General features: G+C 57.9%; 13 protein-coding genes. 11 read left to right on the top strand and 2 right to left on the bottom strand.

Going from position 1 to position 18,145, the window contains the following annotated elements:
- The first annotated feature begins 54 nt into the window (after positions 1 to 54).
- From ACURWW_RS07730 to ACURWW_RS07685, 10 genes are all read left to right on the top strand, one after another.
- On the top strand, positions 55 to 891 hold the full coding sequence (locus ACURWW_RS07730) for a GIN domain-containing protein (RefSeq protein WP_445616228.1): 837 nt from the start codon (positions 55 to 57) through the stop codon (positions 889 to 891).
- A 15-nt stretch (positions 892 to 906) separates the two neighbouring features.
- Positions 907 to 1,284: a GntR family transcriptional regulator gene (locus ACURWW_RS07725; protein ID WP_445616227.1), complete on the top strand. Its 378-nt coding sequence runs from the start codon at positions 907 to 909 to the stop codon at positions 1,282 to 1,284.
- Complete coding sequence (locus tag ACURWW_RS07720) at positions 1,284 to 2,129, top strand: ABC transporter ATP-binding protein (protein WP_445616226.1); 846 nt, start codon at positions 1,284 to 1,286, stop codon at positions 2,127 to 2,129. Before ACURWW_RS07725 ends, ACURWW_RS07720 begins: the two co-directional genes overlap by 1 nt.
- Positions 2,130 to 2,160: 31 nt before the next feature.
- Complete coding sequence (locus tag ACURWW_RS07715) at positions 2,161 to 3,135, top strand: hypothetical protein (protein WP_445616225.1); 975 nt, start codon at positions 2,161 to 2,163, stop codon at positions 3,133 to 3,135.
- Between the two features lie 90 nt (positions 3,136 to 3,225).
- Entirely contained in the window at positions 3,226 to 3,582 is a 357-nt protein-coding gene (locus tag ACURWW_RS07710; protein ID WP_445616224.1) for a hypothetical protein, read from the top strand.
- Between the two features lie 86 nt (positions 3,583 to 3,668).
- The gene (gene smrA, locus ACURWW_RS07705; protein ID WP_445616223.1) at positions 3,669 to 4,259 is read left to right on the top strand and encodes a DNA endonuclease SmrA; all 591 of its coding nucleotides are present in this window, start codon (positions 3,669 to 3,671) and stop codon (positions 4,257 to 4,259) included.
- 186 nt (positions 4,260 to 4,445) lie between these two features.
- Complete coding sequence (locus tag ACURWW_RS07700; RefSeq protein WP_445616222.1) at positions 4,446 to 5,657, top strand: response regulator; 1,212 nt, start codon at positions 4,446 to 4,448, stop codon at positions 5,655 to 5,657.
- Positions 5,658 to 5,665: 8 nt separating this feature from the next.
- Entirely contained in the window at positions 5,666 to 6,862 is a 1,197-nt protein-coding gene (locus tag ACURWW_RS07695) for an ATP-binding protein (RefSeq protein WP_445616221.1), read from the top strand.
- A 68-nt stretch (positions 6,863 to 6,930) separates the two neighbouring features.
- Positions 6,931 to 8,343, top strand: a complete 1,413-nt coding sequence (locus ACURWW_RS07690; protein WP_445616220.1) for a class I SAM-dependent methyltransferase — start codon at positions 6,931 to 6,933, stop codon at positions 8,341 to 8,343.
- Positions 8,340 to 10,967, top strand: coding sequence for an ATP-binding protein (locus tag ACURWW_RS07685; RefSeq protein ID WP_445616219.1), 2,628 nt, complete (start codon positions 8,340 to 8,342; stop codon positions 10,965 to 10,967). The genes ACURWW_RS07690 and ACURWW_RS07685 overlap by 4 nt, the downstream gene beginning before the upstream one ends.
- Positions 10,968 to 10,991: 24 nt before the next feature.
- Here ACURWW_RS07685 and ACURWW_RS07680 read toward each other — a convergent pair whose 3' ends face one another.
- Positions 10,992 to 12,941 carry an alpha/beta hydrolase family protein gene (locus ACURWW_RS07680; RefSeq protein WP_445616218.1) on the bottom strand — a complete coding sequence of 650 codons (1,950 nt, stop codon included), beginning with the start codon at positions 12,939 to 12,941 and terminating at the stop codon, positions 10,992 to 10,994.
- A gap of 280 nt (positions 12,942 to 13,221) precedes the next feature.
- On the opposite strand from ACURWW_RS07680, the gene ACURWW_RS07675 reads away from it, so the two are divergent.
- Entirely contained in the window at positions 13,222 to 14,922 is a 1,701-nt protein-coding gene (locus ACURWW_RS07675) for a tetratricopeptide repeat protein (protein ID WP_445616217.1), read from the top strand.
- Between the two features lie 35 nt (positions 14,923 to 14,957).
- On the opposite strand, the gene ACURWW_RS07670 is transcribed toward ACURWW_RS07675, so the two are convergent.
- Entirely contained in the window at positions 14,958 to 18,098 is a 3,141-nt protein-coding gene (locus ACURWW_RS07670; protein ID WP_445616216.1) for an error-prone DNA polymerase, read from the bottom strand.
- Between the last annotated feature and the right edge of the window lie 47 nt (positions 18,099 to 18,145).

The raw sequence follows: 18,145 nt of genomic DNA, 5'->3' as shown, positions 1-18,145 counted from the left end.
TTATGCATAACACCGCAACAGCAAATTCATCCGTTAATGGAAAGGGAAGCACCCATGACCACCATCCAGCGAACCATCATCTTTGCCCTGGTATTTCTGGCCGGGGCGACCCAGGCAGAAGTGGCGTCTACCACCATCGACCTGGAAGGCATCGAGCACGTCCATCTGCTGAGCCGCCACAACCTTGTGGTCACTCAGGGCGAACGCGAATTCGTCACCGTCACCGCCGAACGCAAGCATCTGAAAGAGGTGGAAGCGCGAATCAAGGGAGACGTGCTCGCCCTGGGCGAAGAGCGTTCCTCGTTCTGGAACTGGGCCGGGCGGGACCGCGACTGGCAGGCCGACATCGAGGTGCAGTTGCGCAATCCGCGCAGCGTCGCGAACCGGAGTTCGGGCACCGTCACGGTGGGCCCAATCAGCGATGTTGCGGATTTCGCGCTTCTCAACCAGGGCTCCGGCTCGGTAACCGCCGGCACGATTGATGCGCCCACTGTCGAGCTGGGGGTTCATGGGTCTGGCGAAAGCCGCGTCGAGGGCGTTCGGGCCGGGGAAGCCACGACGCGGGTGCATGGCAGCGGCAGTCTGGACCTTGCCTCCATGGAGGCGCAGCGCAACAAAATCACGATTCACGGTTCCGGCCAGGTCGATATCAGGGCAGGCGCCACGACTGAAATGGACGTTGTGATCAACGGTTCCGGCGATCTGAACAGCGCCGAGCTCTTGAGTGAGCAGGTTACGGTGAGCATCAACGGTTCCGGTGATGCCCTGGTGCATGCAAGCGAAGCCCTGGATGTTCGGATCAATGGCAGCGGCGACGTTCGCTATTCTGGTGAACCAAAACATCTCGGCACCAAAGTCAATGGGTCCGGCGATGTCGCGTCCAGTCACTGAGCCCGGTCACCGTTTATGAGCAGCGTGGATAACTGGGACGATTCGCAACCGATTTACCGGCAGCTACGGGACCGTATCGTCAGCCTGGTTATCGAAGGGGTTTTCAAGGAAGGCGAGGCCGTTCCTTCCGTTCGCCAGGTGGCCAGCGAATACCGTATCAACCATCTGACTGTCTCCAAGGCTTACCAGGAGTTGGTCGAGGACGAGTTGCTGGAGAAGCGCCGGGGCCTCGGGATGTTTGTGGCGCAAGGCGCTCAGCAGCGGCTGCTGGACAGAGAGCGTAAACAATTTCTGGAAACGGAACTGCCTGCGTTCATAGAGCGCATGGAGCGTCTGGAGATTGATCCCGGCACAGTCATTGAGCTCATCAATAAAGAGAAGAGAAACAACTGATGGAAACCCTTATCCGTGCCAAAGGGCTGAGCAAATCCTACGGTCGCAACCGGGTTCTGGACAACATCGATCTGGAAATCCAGCGGGGCCGCATCGTCGGGCTGATTGGCCACAACGGCGCAGGCAAGACCACCGCGCTGAAGTGCCTTCTTGGTCTCGCCCCTTGCGAGGGCGATCTGGAAGTCATGGGGCTCGCCCCGGCCCGGGACCGGGCCAGATTGATGGAGCAGGCCTGCTTTATTGCCGATACTTCCATTCTTCCCCAATGGATCACTGGCAGGCGCGCGCTGGATTTCCTTGAGGGTGTGCACCCGCGTTTTGATCGCAGCAAGGCCCAGGCTTTTCTCGATCATACGGACATTGATTTGAATAAGGATGTGGGAAAACTCTCGAAGGGAATGGTGACCCAGCTCCACTTGGCTCTTGTCATGGCCATCGATGTACCGCTGCTCGTCCTTGATGAGCCGACACTGGGGCTCGATATCCTGTACCGCAAGCAGTTCTACACCAGCCTCCTGAATGACTACTTCGACGAACAGCGAACCATCATCATTACCACCCACCAGGTGGAGGAAGTTGAGGCGCTGCTCACGGACCTGGTGTTCCTGCGACGCGGCAGGGTGATTCTGGATACCCCGATGGATGAGGTGGCAGACCGCTTCACCGAGTTGCTGGTAGCACCGGAACAACTTGACGCAGCCCGAGCATTGAACCCCATCGCCGAGCACGCAGGCCTTGGCCGCACCATCCTGTTGTTCGAGGGTGTCAGCCGCGCCCGACTTGAACCCCTGGGGGAAACCCGCATCCCCGGGATAGCCGATCTGTTTGTCGCAAAAATGCAATAAGAACGACACACCTGACCAGCAGGATCAAACAATGAAAGCAGTGTTACATCAGACCTACTACCTGATCCGCCGGGAACTCTGGGAGAACCGATCGAGTGTTCTGTGGCTCCCTGGGGTGCTGGCGGTACTGGCGGTACTGTTTATAATCTTCGCGCAGGCCATCGGGGACCAGAATTTCAGTCGTGAGATCGCAGAGGTTCTTTCCTGGACCGAATTGTCCGGGGAGGGCGACCAGGAGGAGACCCGGCGAATCGATTTCTCACGTGGGGTGATCGTATCCGGCGAAGGCGAAAACCTGGACTGGTTACTGTGGGGCCCGAAACTACTGGACGCATTGCAGCCCGGACTGCACGCAATCGCGCTGGCCTTTGAACTTGTGGCGTTCATAGTCGCCATCTTCTACCTGTTGAGCACCTTGTTCGGCGACCGAAAGGATCGCAGCATTCTGTTCTGGAAGTCGCTTCCTTTCAGCGAAACCAACAACGTTCTCTCCAAACTGCTGTTCGCGTCGCTGGTCATTCCGGTGGCTGCGCTGGTTATCGCGATAGCGGTGCAGCTGGTATTCGGGCTCTCCGTCGTCCGCACCATCGTCGCCAGCACGGACTTCGGCTACTTCGAAGTGCTGGGGAGGGTGAGCTTTCTCTCGGTGTTCGTGTTCCACCTTCTGTTGGTGCTGGTTTTCGCCTTGAAGAATTTGCCGCTGTTCTCCTGGTTGTTGTTCGCGTCCTCGGTCAGCAAGCGCTCGCCTTTCCTGACGGCAGTGATTCCGATAGTGGCTCTCGGTTCTCTTGAAGCGCTGGTGTTGGGCAGCGATTATTTTTACAGCTTTGTGGAAAGCCTTTTCTTCAACAATGTGCAATTGCAGGGTGACGAAGATGCAACGCTGCAGGAAGCTCTTTCAACCTTGCTGATTGTAACGCCGGGGCAACTGGTCAGGATTCTGGCTGTTTCCACTCCTTTACTGATCGGGGCGGTTTGGCTGAGAAACAACCGTTATGAAATCTAGGTCGCGAGGCTCTCGAAAACAATGCTTTGCGATCGCCGAAGACGCCCCCCAACCAATAGATGATAGTCAGGCTTATTAAGGACGACCACGATGAACATCACCTATACTCGAAGAGAATTCGGCGCTGACGGTCTGGGAGAAAGAGAAGGACCCTATACGGCACCTCTGGGCTATTTCCTGTTCGCGGAGGCGGCGTGCTACTTCGGAGTTCTGCCGCCTTACTCCATGCTGAACAAAACCCTCGGCGAGGGGCGCCTGGTGAGCGCGGGCAATATGGTCCTGGAATGGCAGCCAATGCGCATCAACAGGCTTCAGTACGAGGAGCTCAAGCGGTCCGTACAGGCAAATCCCCATTGGGGTGGAGAGGTGGATGACGGCTTCCGCGGCAGCCGCAAATACTGGGAGCGCTGGGCGATATTGCGCTCGCTTCAGAAAATGTCCGCCTGACGAGGCCCGGCGGAGGCGCGATAGTTGTTCGGGCTTTTCTAAAAATGGTTTAATACAGGCCTGTTCATGTTTGTATCAGGTCTGTCATGTCTGAGTCCGATTCTGACGACGATCTTTTTCGTCAGGCCATGGGTGATGTCAAGCCCATCAAATCCGAGGCCAGGGTCAAGCTGGAGAAAAAGGCCAGCGAAGCGGCCACGGCTCTGGAAGCACGCCGCCAGGCTGCGGTCGCCCAGGCTGCGGACAAAGGTCCGGGGCTCAGCGGCGATTTTGTCCACCCCGTCGATCCGCACGACATTCTCGAGTTCAAGCGACCGGGGATTCAACATGGCGTATACAAGAATCTCCGCCTGGGCAAGTACTCCGTGGACGCCCAGCTTGACCTGCATCGCATGTCAGTGGAGCAGGCGCGCGCGGCTGTGGCCCAGTTCATCAACGATTGCCTCGCCCATAACATCCGTTGTGCCCTCATCAATCACGGCAAGGGCGAGAATCGCCAGCCCCGCGCCGCCCTCCTCAAAAGCTGTGTCGCTCACTGGCTGCCCCAGCTGGATGCGGTAATGGCATATCACAGTGCCCAGCGGCAGCATGGCGGCAGTGGCGCTACCTATGTGCTGCTGAAGAAAAGCGAGAAAAAACGCCAGGAAAACTTCGAGCGTCATCAGAAGCGCCGTTAAGCCCCCACAAGCCTGCCTCCTTTTTCCCTTTCTGTCGCCGAATTCCTCTGAGAATTCGCAAAGATTTTTTGATCCTCTATGCTTGAAGACGCCAACAGGATATTGTTTGTGGACCGGATGTAATTCGCGTCAGAAGACGGAAGGCGTCGCGGCCATGTGGGGTTCAACTGGATTAAGGAATCAGCGATGACAGAAAACAACAATGGGGAATTTGCCGTCCTGTTCGTGGACGACGAAGAAAAGGCCTTGAAGTACTTTTCCAAGGCTCTGGCCGGTCGATTTCCGGTTTATACCGCAAAGGATGTGGACAGCGCCGAAGAAATTCTTGAATCCAGAAGCGATGAGATTGCGATTGTCATTTCCGACCAGAGGATGCCGGGGCGCAATGGGGTCGAGCTGCTAAAAAAGGTCCGGCAGGAATACCCCGGCATCGTGCGCCTTCTGACTACGGCTTACTCGGACCTCAACGATGCAATCGAGGCCATCAACCGCGGAGAAATCTACCGCTACATTCAGAAGCCCTGGCATGTGGAAAGTCTGCAAGCGGAAATGGTCAGTGCCATGCGCATTTTCGAGCTGCGCCGGGAACGGGATCTCCTTCTGGCCGAAAAGCTGTCCGCCCGGCAGCGCATGACCGGGGTTCAGCGCCTCAGCCAGCTGATCGCCTGCGTTCAGACTGCCGGAGATTTGCACAATGCCGCCTACGGCCTGCGGGACTTTCTCGACGTTTTGCATGATTTGCCGGGCTCCCGTGAATCCGACGGCTTGGGCAACGTGGACCAGTGGGAGCTCACCAAATGGGAAACCCGGCGGGCCAGCGATTTCATTCGTGCAGTGAAGGCCATTTTGCCGCTGCATCCTGTCGCCGCCGCGCAAGATACACTGACCGCCGATCAACTGCTCACCCTGACACATCAGGTGGCGGCGGATTTCGATTGCGAAATCTCTGTGCCCGACAGTGAGGCCGTTCCTTCCTGGCAGGCGGGCGGTGCCGCTGCCCACGGATTATTGCGTTCAGTGTTCGGCCTTGCCGCTAATATGGAAGAGGTAAGGCAACCGATCGAGCTCGGATTCGGCTCAGTGGCGGCACCGTACTCCGGAACCAGTGGCATCCGGTTGACCTACCTGATTCGCGGCAATTGGCCCCTGGACCGCCACCTCCTGTGTGGCAGCGCCCTGACGGACGTCCAGCCGGTTTTCGAGAATCTCCTCGCTGCCTGTCTTGCGGCGTCCCACCTGGGCGGAAAGCTTGAGCTCACCCGGCGGGAGGGAGAGACTGAGTTGGCCATTACGCTGCCGGAGATCGCGACCGAGCTGCCACCGCTTGATTGGGACTGGCTCACTGAAAGTCTGGCCAGTTACGAACCATCCATTGATGAGTTCTACCCGGACCTATGACACCAGAGGTGGTTGATCATCGTCTTGGGGTGCTATTCGTCGATGACGAGGAGAAAGCCCGGAAATATTTTGCGCGGGTTTTCTCGGATTCCTATCAGGTCTTGTCGGCAGAGTCCGTGGATGCGGCCATTGAGCTTCTGGAGGGCCACTCGGCGAACCTCGCAATTCTGGTCACAGACCAGCGGATGCCAAACCGGACAGGCATCGACCTGGTAAAGTACGCGAAGCGCTATCATCCCCATGTGATCCGAATCCTCACCACGGCCTATGCGGATCTGTCCGATGCTATTGATAGTGTCAATGAGGGCGAAGTCTACCGCTATATTCGCAAACCCTGGGATCTCGCCTATTTGCGCGAGGAGATCCGGAAAGCCACCAATCTCTACGTCATGCGGGAGGAAGAGCGAAGAATCATTTTCCAGAAACGCCAGGTGATGTATCAGGTCGCCAGCAATATCGCCCACGAGCTTCGAACCCCGCTCACCGGGATCGATGTTACGGCCGACGCACTGGATCAGGATCTGGATAAGCTGCTGGCGGCCTACGACACAGCGGAAGCTGCAAACCTGGCACTTGCTCCCATCGAGCCGGCGCGGCGCGGAAAACTCGGCCGGGTCGTGGAGTCCATAAAGGCACACGTCCAACGGGCTCACAACATTATCGATATGCTGCTGGTGAGTGCAAAACCTCAGAACCAGTGCGAGGACCGGCGGGAACTCATATCAATGGCCACTTGCGTGCGTCAGGCGGTTGAAACCTATCCGATGAGCGATCAGCAACGGTCCCGAATCCGGATTCAGGCCGAGGATGACTTTTGCTTTCGAGGCGTTCAGCTGTTGATGGTTCACGTGCTCTACAATCTGATGAAGAATGCGTTTCACGCAATCAGCGACACCGGCAGAAAGGGTGCAATAGACATTGGACTGAAGCGAAGCGATGGGCGTGGGGTTCTGGTATTTCGGGATAACGGACGGGGCATTTCGCCGGACGAGTTACCTTGCGTTTTCGACGATTTTTTCAGTACCAAGCTGGAGAGCTCGAACAACGGGGTGGGGCTGCCCTTCTGCAAACGAACCCTCGAGACCTGGGGCGCGTCGATACAATGCACATCGACCCCAGGCGCTTACACGGAGTTCACCTTGATTTTTCCTCCGGCGCTGCCCGGTGACAGCGCGGAAACGGGAGCGAACAAGTTTATTTCTTGAACGGCAGGAAGCTGGCCGTTGTGAGATACGGTTAACAAGTAAATACCATACCATTGAGGGGCATCACATTGACTGAATCCATACCGATAAGTCAAAGCATCATCACCTTCCGCAATTCCCAGGGGCAGGAGTCGCGCGGCACCTTGTTGAAGCTGACTCGGCACAAGGTCGTCATGGAGGTATACAACCCCTACTCCATCGTTCAGTTGAGTGAGGTGCTGGCCAATCTCAAGATCGTGCGCGGCGAAAGCACCATCTATAACGGGCGCGCAGTGGTGGCAAGTCTTGTGAACACAGGACTGATGCTGGTTGTCTCGGCGACCCTGGTGGATGTTCTCGAGGACCTTCGGGAGCTTCAGGACGAGCCCGAAGAGTTGGCCAAGGAGACGGATCAATACATCGCCCAATGGGAAGCCCGGCACCAGCTTCGGGAGGAATACATGCTCGCCGTGGCCGGACTGCGCGCCTTTCTTGCGGATCTGCACCTTTGGTTGGAGCAGTTCGATGTTGCGACTGACGACGAAAGAGAGAGCACGCCGCTTCCGCGCGAATCGTTTGACGCCGTTGCCGAACGGGTCATCAACAAGAGCAATGAACTGTTTGCCCAGTTTGAACAAGCGGCACAACTCGTGGATGACGAGGAGTTAAATACCCACAAATCCTTTGCACAGCGGGACCTTCATCCCTTGCTCATGCGTTCGCCGTTCTTTTACCGCTCCTATGTCAAACCGCTTGGTTACGCTGGCGATTACGGAATGGTAAACATGATGCTGGCAGACGGCCGCAATGGTCCGACCACCTACACCCAGCTCATCAATAGCTATTTTCACCAGATAGGCCCGACCCGGGCTCACCGCAACCGAATCGCCATTCTCCAGGATCGCCTCACGGATCTGGGTACACAGTTCAAGGCACAGGGTCAGCGCGCGCAGATTCTCAACATGGCCTGCGGCCCGGCCCTGGAGGTTCAGCGCTTCGTTCGCACGCGGGACGTTTGCGAGCATTGCGATTTTACCCTGGTCGACTTCAATCAGGAGACTCTGGAGCACGCCGAGGAGAAGATCGGCGAAGCGCGCGAAGCGAGCGGCTATGATGCCAGTATCCATTTCGTGCAGAAGTCGGTGCACCAGTTATTGAAAGAAGCCGCAAAACCAACGCCGGAACAGCTCCAGCAGGAGAACAAATACGATGTGATCTATTGCGCCGGCCTGTTCGATTACTTATCGGACAAGATCTGCGCTCGCCTCCTGCGGCTTTTCTATCGCTGGGTAAAGCCTGGCGGCTACGTGCTTGTCACCAACGTTCACCCCAAGAATCCAAGCCAGCTATGCATGGAGCATATCGTCGAGTGGTACATGGAATATCGCGATGAGACTGACATGCTCAAGCTCGTCAAGGGATACGGGGACCATTATGTTTACCTGGACTTGACAGGTCTGAACGTATTTCTTGAAGTTCACAAGCCGCGGGAACAAGCATGACGAGATCCGAGTACGCCGCCGTACGGGAGGCCTATCGGGAAGCAGATTTTGACATGCGGCTGCGCCAGTCGAAGATCGGCAGCGCACTGCTGCTGGTTTTGGTGCCCGCCGGCATATCGCTCGATTTTTTTGTCTATCCGGAACGTCTGGTGGAGTTCACCCTGCTGCGGGTGTTGTGCGACGTCCTGATCGGATTGCTGTTCGCGCTGCACTTCGTGCCCCTGGGTCGCCGCCTCGTGCGCCTGCTTACAGCATCCTGGCTGATGGCGCCGGTGGTTATGATTTCCTACATGATCTACGCCACCGAGGGAGAGGCGTCCACATACTACGCCGGAATCATTCTCGTAATCATAGCCATCGGCATTCTGCTGCCGTTAACGGTCACTGAAGTTACAGTATTCTCCATTGCCGCCATTCTCGTGTATGTTGCGGCCTGCGTGTTCTACACCCCGACCGTGCCGGTGGACCTGAGTCTGCTATTCAACAACCTGTACTTCCTGATTCTGGCCGCCGTTATCAGCATGACTGCGGTTTTCTTTTCCAACCGGCGCCGCTTCAATGAGTTCCGCCTCGGCTACGAGCTTGAGAGCAACTACCGTGAACTGAGCAAGCTCGACAAGATGAAATCCCAGTTCTTTGCCAACATCAGTCACGAGCTGCGTACCCCTTTGGGTCTCATTCTTGCCCCGCTCCAGGACCTGCTTCGATCAGAAGAAGCCTCTCAGGATGTGAAATCATTTCTGAACGTGGCTAATCAGAATGGCATGCGCCTGCTGAAGCTGGTCAATGATCTTCTGGACCTGATCCGCCTTGAGGAGGGAAAGCAGGCACTTGAACTACAGCCCCTGAAAATCAACCAGCTACTCGAAAGCCAGGTGGACGCCATTTCCCATTACGCGCAATTGAAGGGTATTTCGGTGGTCAAACGGTTCTGCTCGGACGACATAACTGTTATTGGTGATCAGCCCGCTTTTGAGAGGATTTTCATCAACCTGCTGAGCAACGCCAGCAAATTCACCGACGAAGGGGGCTCGATCACCGTAAGCACCCGCCTGGAGGGAAACCGGGTCGCCATCGAAATCCGGGACACTGGCGTGGGGATTCCGCCCACCGAGCTCAAGAGCATTTTTGACCGCTTCCATCAGGTGGATGCCTCCAGCACACGGAAGCACCAGGGCACGGGCATCGGTCTCGCTCTGGTAAAAGAACTGGCCGAGAAGCAGGGCGGTGAGATCGGCGTTGAAAGTGAGCTGGGTGCGGGCACCACGATGCGGTTGCTTTTCCCCATTGCCCAGGTCGAAGCCCTTGACCGCGAGGCCAGGGTTTTCGATTCGGAACCCGTGGACCCACTGGAAGCGCTGAACCGGCAGGCGCAGCAATCCGCCTTTGCGCCGGGCAGCGAACGCGCACCGGACTCGCCCGCGGTGGGGCAGAGCGCACAGCCAGATGATTTACCCACCTTGATGATTGTGGATGACGAGCCCGGTATGCGCGGGTACCTCATCGACATGCTGAAGGACACCTATCAGATCCTGGCGGCAAGCGACGGGCATCTGGCACTGCAAATGGCGCGAACTGAACAGCCCGATCTGATCCTGCTGGACCTGATGCTTCCCGTCATGGACGGCCTGGAGGTTTGTCGCAAGCTCAAGGAAGACCCGCGGACCGAGCGGATCAAGATTGTGCTGCTGACTGCCCGAATCGACGAAGCCGCTAAAATAGAAGCCCTCAGAAACGGCGCCAATGATTTTCTGACCAAACCGTTCAGCAGCATCGAAGTGCGTACCCGCCTGGAAAACCTGCGCAAGCAGGGGGAGCTGGAGGAGAGCCTGGTCAAGGCCAACAGCGACCTGACCGAAACGCTCTCGCTCCTCCACAAGGCCCAGGCCCAGATCCTTCATGAGAAGAAGCTGGTTGGCCTGGGCAGTATGGCTGCGGGCCTGCTGCACGAGGTACAGAACCCCTTGAGTTATACCCTGGCGGCGCTGCACCTGCTCAAATCGGAGCCCGGTATTTCAGACCATGAAGATGTGGCGGAGATGCTGCAGGATGTGGAGGAAGGGGTGCAACGGGTGAATCGCATCGTCGCGGATCTGGAAACCTTTGCATACCCGTCGGAGATCGACAAGAAAAAGTCGTTTCACTTTCAGGAGGCCATCAAGCTCGCTACCCGGTTCGTACGCCACGACCTGAGCCCCATCGTGCCCGAAGTGCATGTCAAGGGAGATGATCTGGTGGCCGGATCCGAGGGTCACATTGTTCAAGTGCTGGTAAACCTGATTCGCAACAGCGCCAAGGTTCTGAAGGAACAGGGTGGGGATCACAATCCCCGGCTCAAGATAATCGCCGACCGGCGCGGGGACCAACTGATGATACGGGTCTGGGACAACGGTCCGGGCATGGACCCAGATCTGCAGGCGAGAGTCTTCGAACCCTTCTTCACCACCAAGGACGTGGGGGAAGGCATGGGGCTGGGTCTCAGCATCTGCTACACCATTATCAAGAACCACGGCGGCGAACTGCAGGTAAGAAGTGAACCCGGTGAATGGACCGAGTTCTACTTCAGCCTGCCGCTGGCACTTTCTCAAAGCACCCTGGAGCCGGATTACACTGAACGAGCCTAGGCGCTCAGGAGCTGCCCCTCGGTTCTAATCTTCTGATGGGCGCAGATGCGTGGAGAGGAAGTTGATGATCTCCTTGTACCGTTCGACCTGGTTGGCTTCGTTGTAGAACCCGTGTCCTTCGGTTTCCTGAATAAGAGTCTGAAAAACCCTGTCCTCTTCTTCCAGCGCTTTGATCATCGCCCGAGCATGGGCATAGGGGGCTCGGTGGTCTTGCTCTCCATGAATGAGAAACACCGGTGCTTTCAGATGTTCTGCTCGATGAACGGGGGAATAAGCACGCAGTTGGCTCTCGTCTTCGCCGATTGCCTTCTCCAAGTAACTCCTGCCCCCATAGGTGTACTCGATATCGCCTTCGCTATATATCAGGGACAGGTCGTACACTCCGGCTTCGGCAACAACGCAGCGGTACAAATCCGGCTCCATGGTCGCGCTCTGGATCGCGGAATAGCCGCCGAAGCTGGCGCCCATGATGCATACGCGGCCCTCTTCTGCTTTACCGTTTTCAAGCGCCCAGCGTGTTCCGGCATGGATGTCCCGTTGAATGTCGCCGCCCCATTCCCGATAACCCACACTTTCAAATTCGCGACCGAACCCGGCTGAGCCGCGGAAATTGATTCGCAACACGGAAAATCCGTGAGTGGCGAGGGCCTGGACTGTCGGATCGAACTCCCAGAAATCGCGTATGGGAGGGCCGCCGTGGACGAGAACAACCATCGGAGCTATACCCTCGCGGTTTTTTGCGGGTGTGAAATAGCCGGTGATCGTTCTGCCGTCGAATGATTGGAATTCGACGGGTTCGGAGGAGGCCATCTCTCCCGGGTCAACGTCCTCTCTTGCTGTGAAGATTAGCTGAAGCTGCTGTTTTTTGTCGTCGTAGAGGTAGAACGACCCAGGGTCGATGTCCGACCCGGTCCGAACCACCCAGTACCGCCCGTCGCGGGTTCGGCTGGTAATGGACAAAGTTCTTCCAGGAAAACTGGCGAGCAGCTGTTTGAAAATCCGTGCCTCTGCAAAGTCCTGGGAGAACAGGAGATAGGTCGGGTAGCCGGGATCGACGCGAATCGCGAAGACCCCATTGCCGTCCACGGTGCGTTGCAGATCCGTGATGTCAACGCTGTCGTTGGTATAGATATGTTCATAGGTCGAACCATCCAGGGCCAGTTTGTAAAGGCCCGTTCGGTCGTGATCGATGTTGTCGATGACGTAGATGGACTTACCGTCGTCCGTCACGGCGGCGGGAACGAATGCCGTGCCGAAGCGGGACTCATCCAACTCGCGCCAATCGCCGTCCGGATCGGGACGTGTTTCCACATGGAGGGTTCCGTCCGGCCTGCGGCTGGTGACTACACGAGCATTTCCTTCTTCGTCGGTGAAAAACGAGGCCTGCGGGTAGCGGGCGAACTTCCGGGGGCGACTGTCCAGTCCGCGGTAAACGTCAAGCCGCTGTAAGCGCGGGCGGAGTGCCCGTTCGCGATCCCAGGGAGTCACTGAAATGAGAATATTCCGCGGGTCCTGCGACAGATCATCCACAACGTGCGCCCACGAATAATCGCGTGATCGTTGTCGTATTCTCGTCGCCTTCTGCGCGGCCTCTGCGCGATAGCCGAAGATCATCTCGGAGTTGCCGCCATCGTAATCGGACGCGTAGAGTTCTCCGTAGTACTTCGGAGCTTCATCATGAGCGGAGCTTTCGACCACTTGCATGACAACCCGTTCGTCGTTCACCCAGAAGAACTCACCCACCCCCCTGGGGGCGCGGAATTTGACACCGCCGGTTGTCGAACCATCGGCGCGGTTCACAAAGGCCAGCATGTATCGTCCGTCCCGGTTCAGTTGTAACGCCAGATACTCGCCTGTTGGGGATATCTTGACGTTGATGACGTCCGGGGAGTACGTGAACTGGCTCAGGTCAACGGCGGCGGCGTAGCTGGTGAGGAGGAGGCCAAGAATAGGAAGTATTCGTCGGGAAAACATGCGCTTCGTCCTAACTGAAGTTATTATTCTGCTCTCTATGGTTGAGGTCGCTTCAGGATACCGTAAATACCAGAAGGCTTAAACACGACTGCCATCAGATTAGTTGAACTACACGCCAAAGCTCAATCTGCCTTCCGAGTGACGGCTCAGCTGAAAACATGGGAAGACCTGTGTAAGAACGAGTGCCGGATTGGCGGAACGCTTGCTTCTATTTTCCGATTGGGGCAAGTCGGGAGTTGGAATTTGTCTGGCTCCGACTGAGCGCGCAAGGAGAGAGCTCATGAACATTCTTCGATGGATCAGAAACAGTTGGTTATTGTTGCTGCTTGCAGTGGTCGCGTGCAGCGACCTGGGGCGCGACGACTCGCCGCAGCTCTCCGAGGCGCAAAATTGTGCGGAGGCCAAGGCCGTACTGGTTCCCAACACGGGACACTACAGCCGGCCCATCGACAGCCGCACCACGGAGGCCCAGGCTTTCTTCGACCAGGGTTTGCGCTTGACATACAGTTATTATTTCCCGGAAGCGCAGGCGTCCTTCGATGCGGCTCTATGTTACGAACCCGATCACCCCATGCTCCATTGGGGGCGCGCTCTGGCAATCGCACCCAACCCTAACAGCCGCTACGAGGGAGCGGAAGACGACCCGAAAGGAGCAGGGGCTGAGGCCATTGCCCGTGCGCAAGCCAACAGCGAGCAATTGCCGGAACGGGGTCGCGCGCTCATCGAGGCGCTCGCCGTCATTTATGACACGGAAACCTATCCCGATGAAGAGGCACGGACCCAGGCTTTTGTAGACGCAAGCCTTGCGGCACACGAGCAGCATCCGGATGATCTCGAAAGCGCCTTTCTTGCCGCCCACGCGGTCATGTTGGCGTCGCCCTGGAACTACTTCGCTCTGGATGGAAGTCCCATCGGCCGCTCGGACCAGGCTCGGGCAATTCTGGAGCGGGGCATCGAGCAGGATTCACAGCATCCCGGGCTGAACCATCTGTACATCCATCTGATGGAGAACTCCCGGGAGTTCGATCAGGCAGAAGCGTCGGCTGACCGCCTGGAGTCACTCACACCTCGGGCGGGCCACATGGTCCACATGCCCGGGCATATTTATATGCGTCTGGGTCGATATGACGACGCGATCGCCGTGAATGAGCGCTCACTGGCGGCCGATGCCTATTTCGCCGAAAAGTGGAATCGTCCGCTGCCCACAGAAGTCACCTACGGGCTCTCTCATCAAAATCATGGCGGCCACGCACGGGATTTTCTCCAGTGGGGTCCATTGATGCAGGGCAACAGCAAGGTGGCTGTGGAGGAAGCGCAGAACATGGCCCATGGGGTTGCAACCGATGCCCATGACGCCATGACATTGCGGATGGCGGCGGTCTACCCGATGACCCTTCGCGCATTCGGGCGCTGGGATCAGATCCTCGCTGAGCCGGTTCCTCCCGCCGATCAGCCCTATCTGGCAGGGCTGCTGCACTGGGCCCGGGGCAGTGCCTACCTGTCGGAGAATAACCCGCAAGCTGCGGAGCGGGAACTGGCCGCGTTGCGGACCGCGATGGAGCATGAGTCCCTGTCCGACCAGCGTGCTGCGGTCAATACCGCCGCGGACCTCCTGAAGATCGCGGAAACGATGCTGATGGGCGAGATTGCGGCCCGTGTTGGTGATCAGGATGCGGCGATCGAACACTTTCGAGCGGCGGTCGCCGCGCAGGACCAGCAGCTTTACATGGAGCCGCCGGATTGGATGCAGTCCACCCGTCTCTTCCTCGGCCAGGCTTATCTGGACGCGGACCAGCCCGGTGATGCGGAGGTGATATTCCGGCAGGACCTGGACCTCATGAATGAGAACGGTTGGGCGCTGTACGGCCTGGCGCAGAGCCTCTGGGCTCAGGGTAAGAACGAGGAAGCCCAGGCGGTTCAGGAGCGCTTCGAGAAGGCCTGGGGAAAGGCTGATGTGGAGCTGACCGCCGCTCATTTCTGAGGGCGGTCTGTCGCGGTCGGGGTGAGCGTCGCCTGCTAGTGGAAGTCGCGGGATTGGGTTTTCAGAGCCGGCAATTCCTCCCCCATGTCGATAATTTCGCCGGCCACCACGTGCACCACGGAGCCTTCCCGTTCCACCACGCCTTTTATCATCAGCAGTTGCCCGGTGAGGACCGCCTGTCGGAAGCGGCGTTGCTGTTCCCGCCACACGATGACGTTCATGTTGCCGGTTTCATCTTCAAGGGTCATGAAGATAACTCCCGATGCGGTTCCGGGGCGCTGGCGACCCGTAACCACGCCGGCGACACGCACAAAACGGCCGGTATTCAGCGTATAAAGATCAATGGCGCGGCGGCAGCGATCGAAGGGAGAGTGTCGGCGCAACAGGGCCAGCGGGTGTTTGTTCAGCGTCAAACCCATGCTGTCGTAGTCCATCGCGGTGGTCGCCTGGGGAGAGGGTTCTGCCAACTCTACCGAAGATGTATCGCTGCGATCACTCAAGCCCAGTAGCGGCGTGGGGCCGGCCACTGCCTGGGTATTCCAGTGCGCCTGATGACGGTGGCCGCTGATGGATTGCAGGGCATCGGCAGCCACAAGGCTGGACAGCTCTTTTTGATTCAGGCCTGCGCGGTTGGCCAGATCGTGCCCGTTGGTAAATGCCTGTTCGCTGCGAGCAACCTGCACCCGCTCTGCGCCACTTTCGCTGAAGCCTTTCACGATTCGAAATCCCAGGCGAATGGATGGCCAACTCTCCAGAACAGGGTTGTTGTTTTCGTGCACCAACTGGTGATCCCAGGTGCTGTGCATGACGTCCACCGGCAGCACTTCGATGTTGTGACGTCTGGCATCCTGAATCAACTGGGAGGCGGAATAGAAACCCATGGGCAGGCTGTTGAGCAGGCCGCAGTAAAAAGCCGCCGGATAGTGGCACTTCAACCAGGCGGACTGGTAAGCCAGCAAGGCAAAGCTGGCGGAGTGGGATTCGGGAAAGCCGTACTCGCCAAAGCCCTGGATCTGCCGGAAAATCCGTTCTGCGAAGCTTCGGTCGTAACCCTTCGCCAGCATGCCGTCGATCAACTTTTCCTTGAACGGGGCCAGATGGCCATTGCGGCCCCAACTGGCCATGGCGCGCCGCAGCGCATCGGCCTCACCGCCGCTGAAACCGGCGGCCACCATGGCGATGCGGATCACCTGCTCCTGGAAAATGGGAATGCCCAGTGTTCGTTCCAGTACAGGTTTGAGCTCTTCGCTGAAGTAATCCGCTTCCTCCTCACCGTCTCGGCGCCGCAGGAAGGGGTGCACCATGTCCCCCTGAATAGGGCCGGGACGGATAATGGCAATCTGAATCACAAGATCGTAGTAGGTGCGAGGCTTCAGCCGCGGCAGCATGGACATCTGCGCCCGGGATTCCACCTGGAACACGCCCATGCTGTCGCCGCGGCAGAGCATGTCATAGGTTTTGGGATCCTCGTTGGGAATGTCCGCCACCGTAATGGGTTTTTGCAGGTAGCTGTTGAGCAGGTCCACACTCTTGCGAATGGCCGTGAGCATGCCGAGGGCCAGTACGTCGACCTTCAAAAGACCCAGTGATTCGATGTCCGTCTTGTCCCACTGAATGATGGTCCGGTCCGGCATTGCGGCGTTCTCCACAGGCACCAGAGTGCTGATGGGACTGCGGGCAATCAGAAACCCGCCCACATGCTGGGACAGGTGGCGGGGGAAGCCGAGAATCTCATTCACCAGGTACAGAAACTGTCGGGCGAGCTGGCTCGAATGAGTCAATCCGGAAGCTTTGAACTCGTTCTGCAGTTGGCGGGACTTGTCCCACCGGGCAAGGCTCTTGCTCAGTTTGTCCACCAGGATGTCGTCCAGCCCCAGAGCTTTGCCCACGTCCCGTACGGCGCTTCGGCGCCGGTAGGTGATGACAGTGGCCGCAAGGGCGGCACGCTTGCGGGTGTACTTGTTGTAGATGTACTGAATGACCTCTTCGCGTCGTTCGTGCTCGAAGTCCACGTCAATATCCGGTGGTTCATCGCGCTCCTTGCTGATGAATCGTTCGAACAGCAGCTCGCTCTGAACCGGGTCGACTTCGGTAATGAACAGGCAATAGCAGACCACGGAATTAGCGGCTGAACCGCGCCCCTGGCAGAGAATCTTCTGAGTGCGCGCGAACTGCACCAGATCGTAGACCGTGAGAAAGTAATGCTCGTATTCCAGCTCCGCGATCAACTGCAGCTCCTTGTCAATCTGCGCCTGCAGGTGCGGGGCGTGGCCTCGGGGCCAACGCTTCCGTGCGCCCTCCATGACCAACTGCCGCAGGTAGGCGCTCGGGCTGGTGCCCTTGGGCACAATCTCCTCGGGATATTCGTAGCGCAATTCGTCCAGGCTGAAATGGCAGTAGTCGGCAATGCGGCAGGCCTCTTCCATGAGGGCTTGCGGGTAGATGCAGTCCAGCGTGTCCAGGAGGCGCAGATAGTTTTCGCCGTTGCTCCGCTTCTCCCGACCCAGCTCCTGCACCGGCTTGCCCAGACGAATCCCGGTAAGAACATCCTGCAGGGGTTTGCGCAGGGGATCGTGCATGTGCACGTTGTTGCAGGCCACCATGGGCAGGTTCAGTGCGTCCGCCATCTGTTGGCAATTCAGATAATGCTGCTGATCGTCATCGTCCTGCAGCATCTCCAGGCCGAGCCAGAGACGGTCGCGGAAATAGCTGGCCAGGATGGGAGCGTAATCGGGCTGCTCGGACTGCCCCGCTTGGGGCAGCCAGATGGCCAGGCAGTGTTGGGTGCCGAATTGCAGATCGCTCAGGTGCAGACGGTAGCTACCCTTTTCGCTCCGGCGCCGCGCGCGGGAGATGAGCCCGGACACTTCCGCATAAGCCTTGCGGTTGGGGCAGAGCAGAACCAGGTGAAGATCCGGGCCGGCGTCCCCGGTTATGGTCTGCTGGCTGTGAATATGGAACTCGCTGCCAATGATCAGCTTGATGGACGTCCCGGTCTGGCGCAGGTCCCGGGCTGCCACATGGGCCCTGACGATGCCTGCAAAGGAGCACTCGTCGGTAATGGCAATGGCTTCATAGCCCAGTTCAGCCGCGCGCAGAACCAGCTCTTCCGGATGGGAAGCGCCGCGCAGGAAGGAGAAGTTGCTGATGGCGTGTAGTTCTGCAAAGCGGCTCACGGCGACCTCTTACTGGTGAGCTACTGGTTGAAAATACAGTATAGCAG

It is taken from the genome of Gilvimarinus sp. F26214L, assembly GCF_054401055.1.
This window is presented reverse-complemented; position numbering and strand designations above follow the sequence as displayed.

Excerpts from the sequence above, each read along its gene's own strand:
- ACURWW_RS07710 (WP_445616224.1), top strand. The coding sequence starts at position 3,226 with ATGAACATCACCTATACTCGAAGAGAATTCGGCGCTGACGGTCTGGGA.
- ACURWW_RS07685 (WP_445616219.1), top strand. The coding sequence starts at position 8,340 with ATGACGAGATCCGAGTACGCCGCCGTACGGGAGGCCTATCGGGAAGCA.
- ACURWW_RS07715 (WP_445616225.1), top strand. The coding sequence starts at position 2,161 with ATGAAAGCAGTGTTACATCAGACCTACTACCTGATCCGCCGGGAACTC.
- ACURWW_RS07725 (WP_445616227.1), top strand. The coding sequence starts at position 907 with ATGAGCAGCGTGGATAACTGGGACGATTCGCAACCGATTTACCGGCAG.
- ACURWW_RS07730 (WP_445616228.1), top strand. The coding sequence starts at position 55 with ATGACCACCATCCAGCGAACCATCATCTTTGCCCTGGTATTTCTGGCC.
- ACURWW_RS07680 (WP_445616218.1), bottom strand. The coding sequence starts at position 12,941 with ATGTTTTCCCGACGAATACTTCCTATTCTTGGCCTCCTCCTCACCAGC.
- ACURWW_RS07675 (WP_445616217.1), top strand. The coding sequence starts at position 13,222 with ATGAACATTCTTCGATGGATCAGAAACAGTTGGTTATTGTTGCTGCTT.
- ACURWW_RS07720 (WP_445616226.1), top strand. The coding sequence starts at position 1,284 with ATGGAAACCCTTATCCGTGCCAAAGGGCTGAGCAAATCCTACGGTCGC.
- smrA (WP_445616223.1), top strand. The coding sequence starts at position 3,669 with ATGTCTGAGTCCGATTCTGACGACGATCTTTTTCGTCAGGCCATGGGT.
- ACURWW_RS07700 (WP_445616222.1), top strand. The coding sequence starts at position 4,446 with ATGACAGAAAACAACAATGGGGAATTTGCCGTCCTGTTCGTGGACGAC.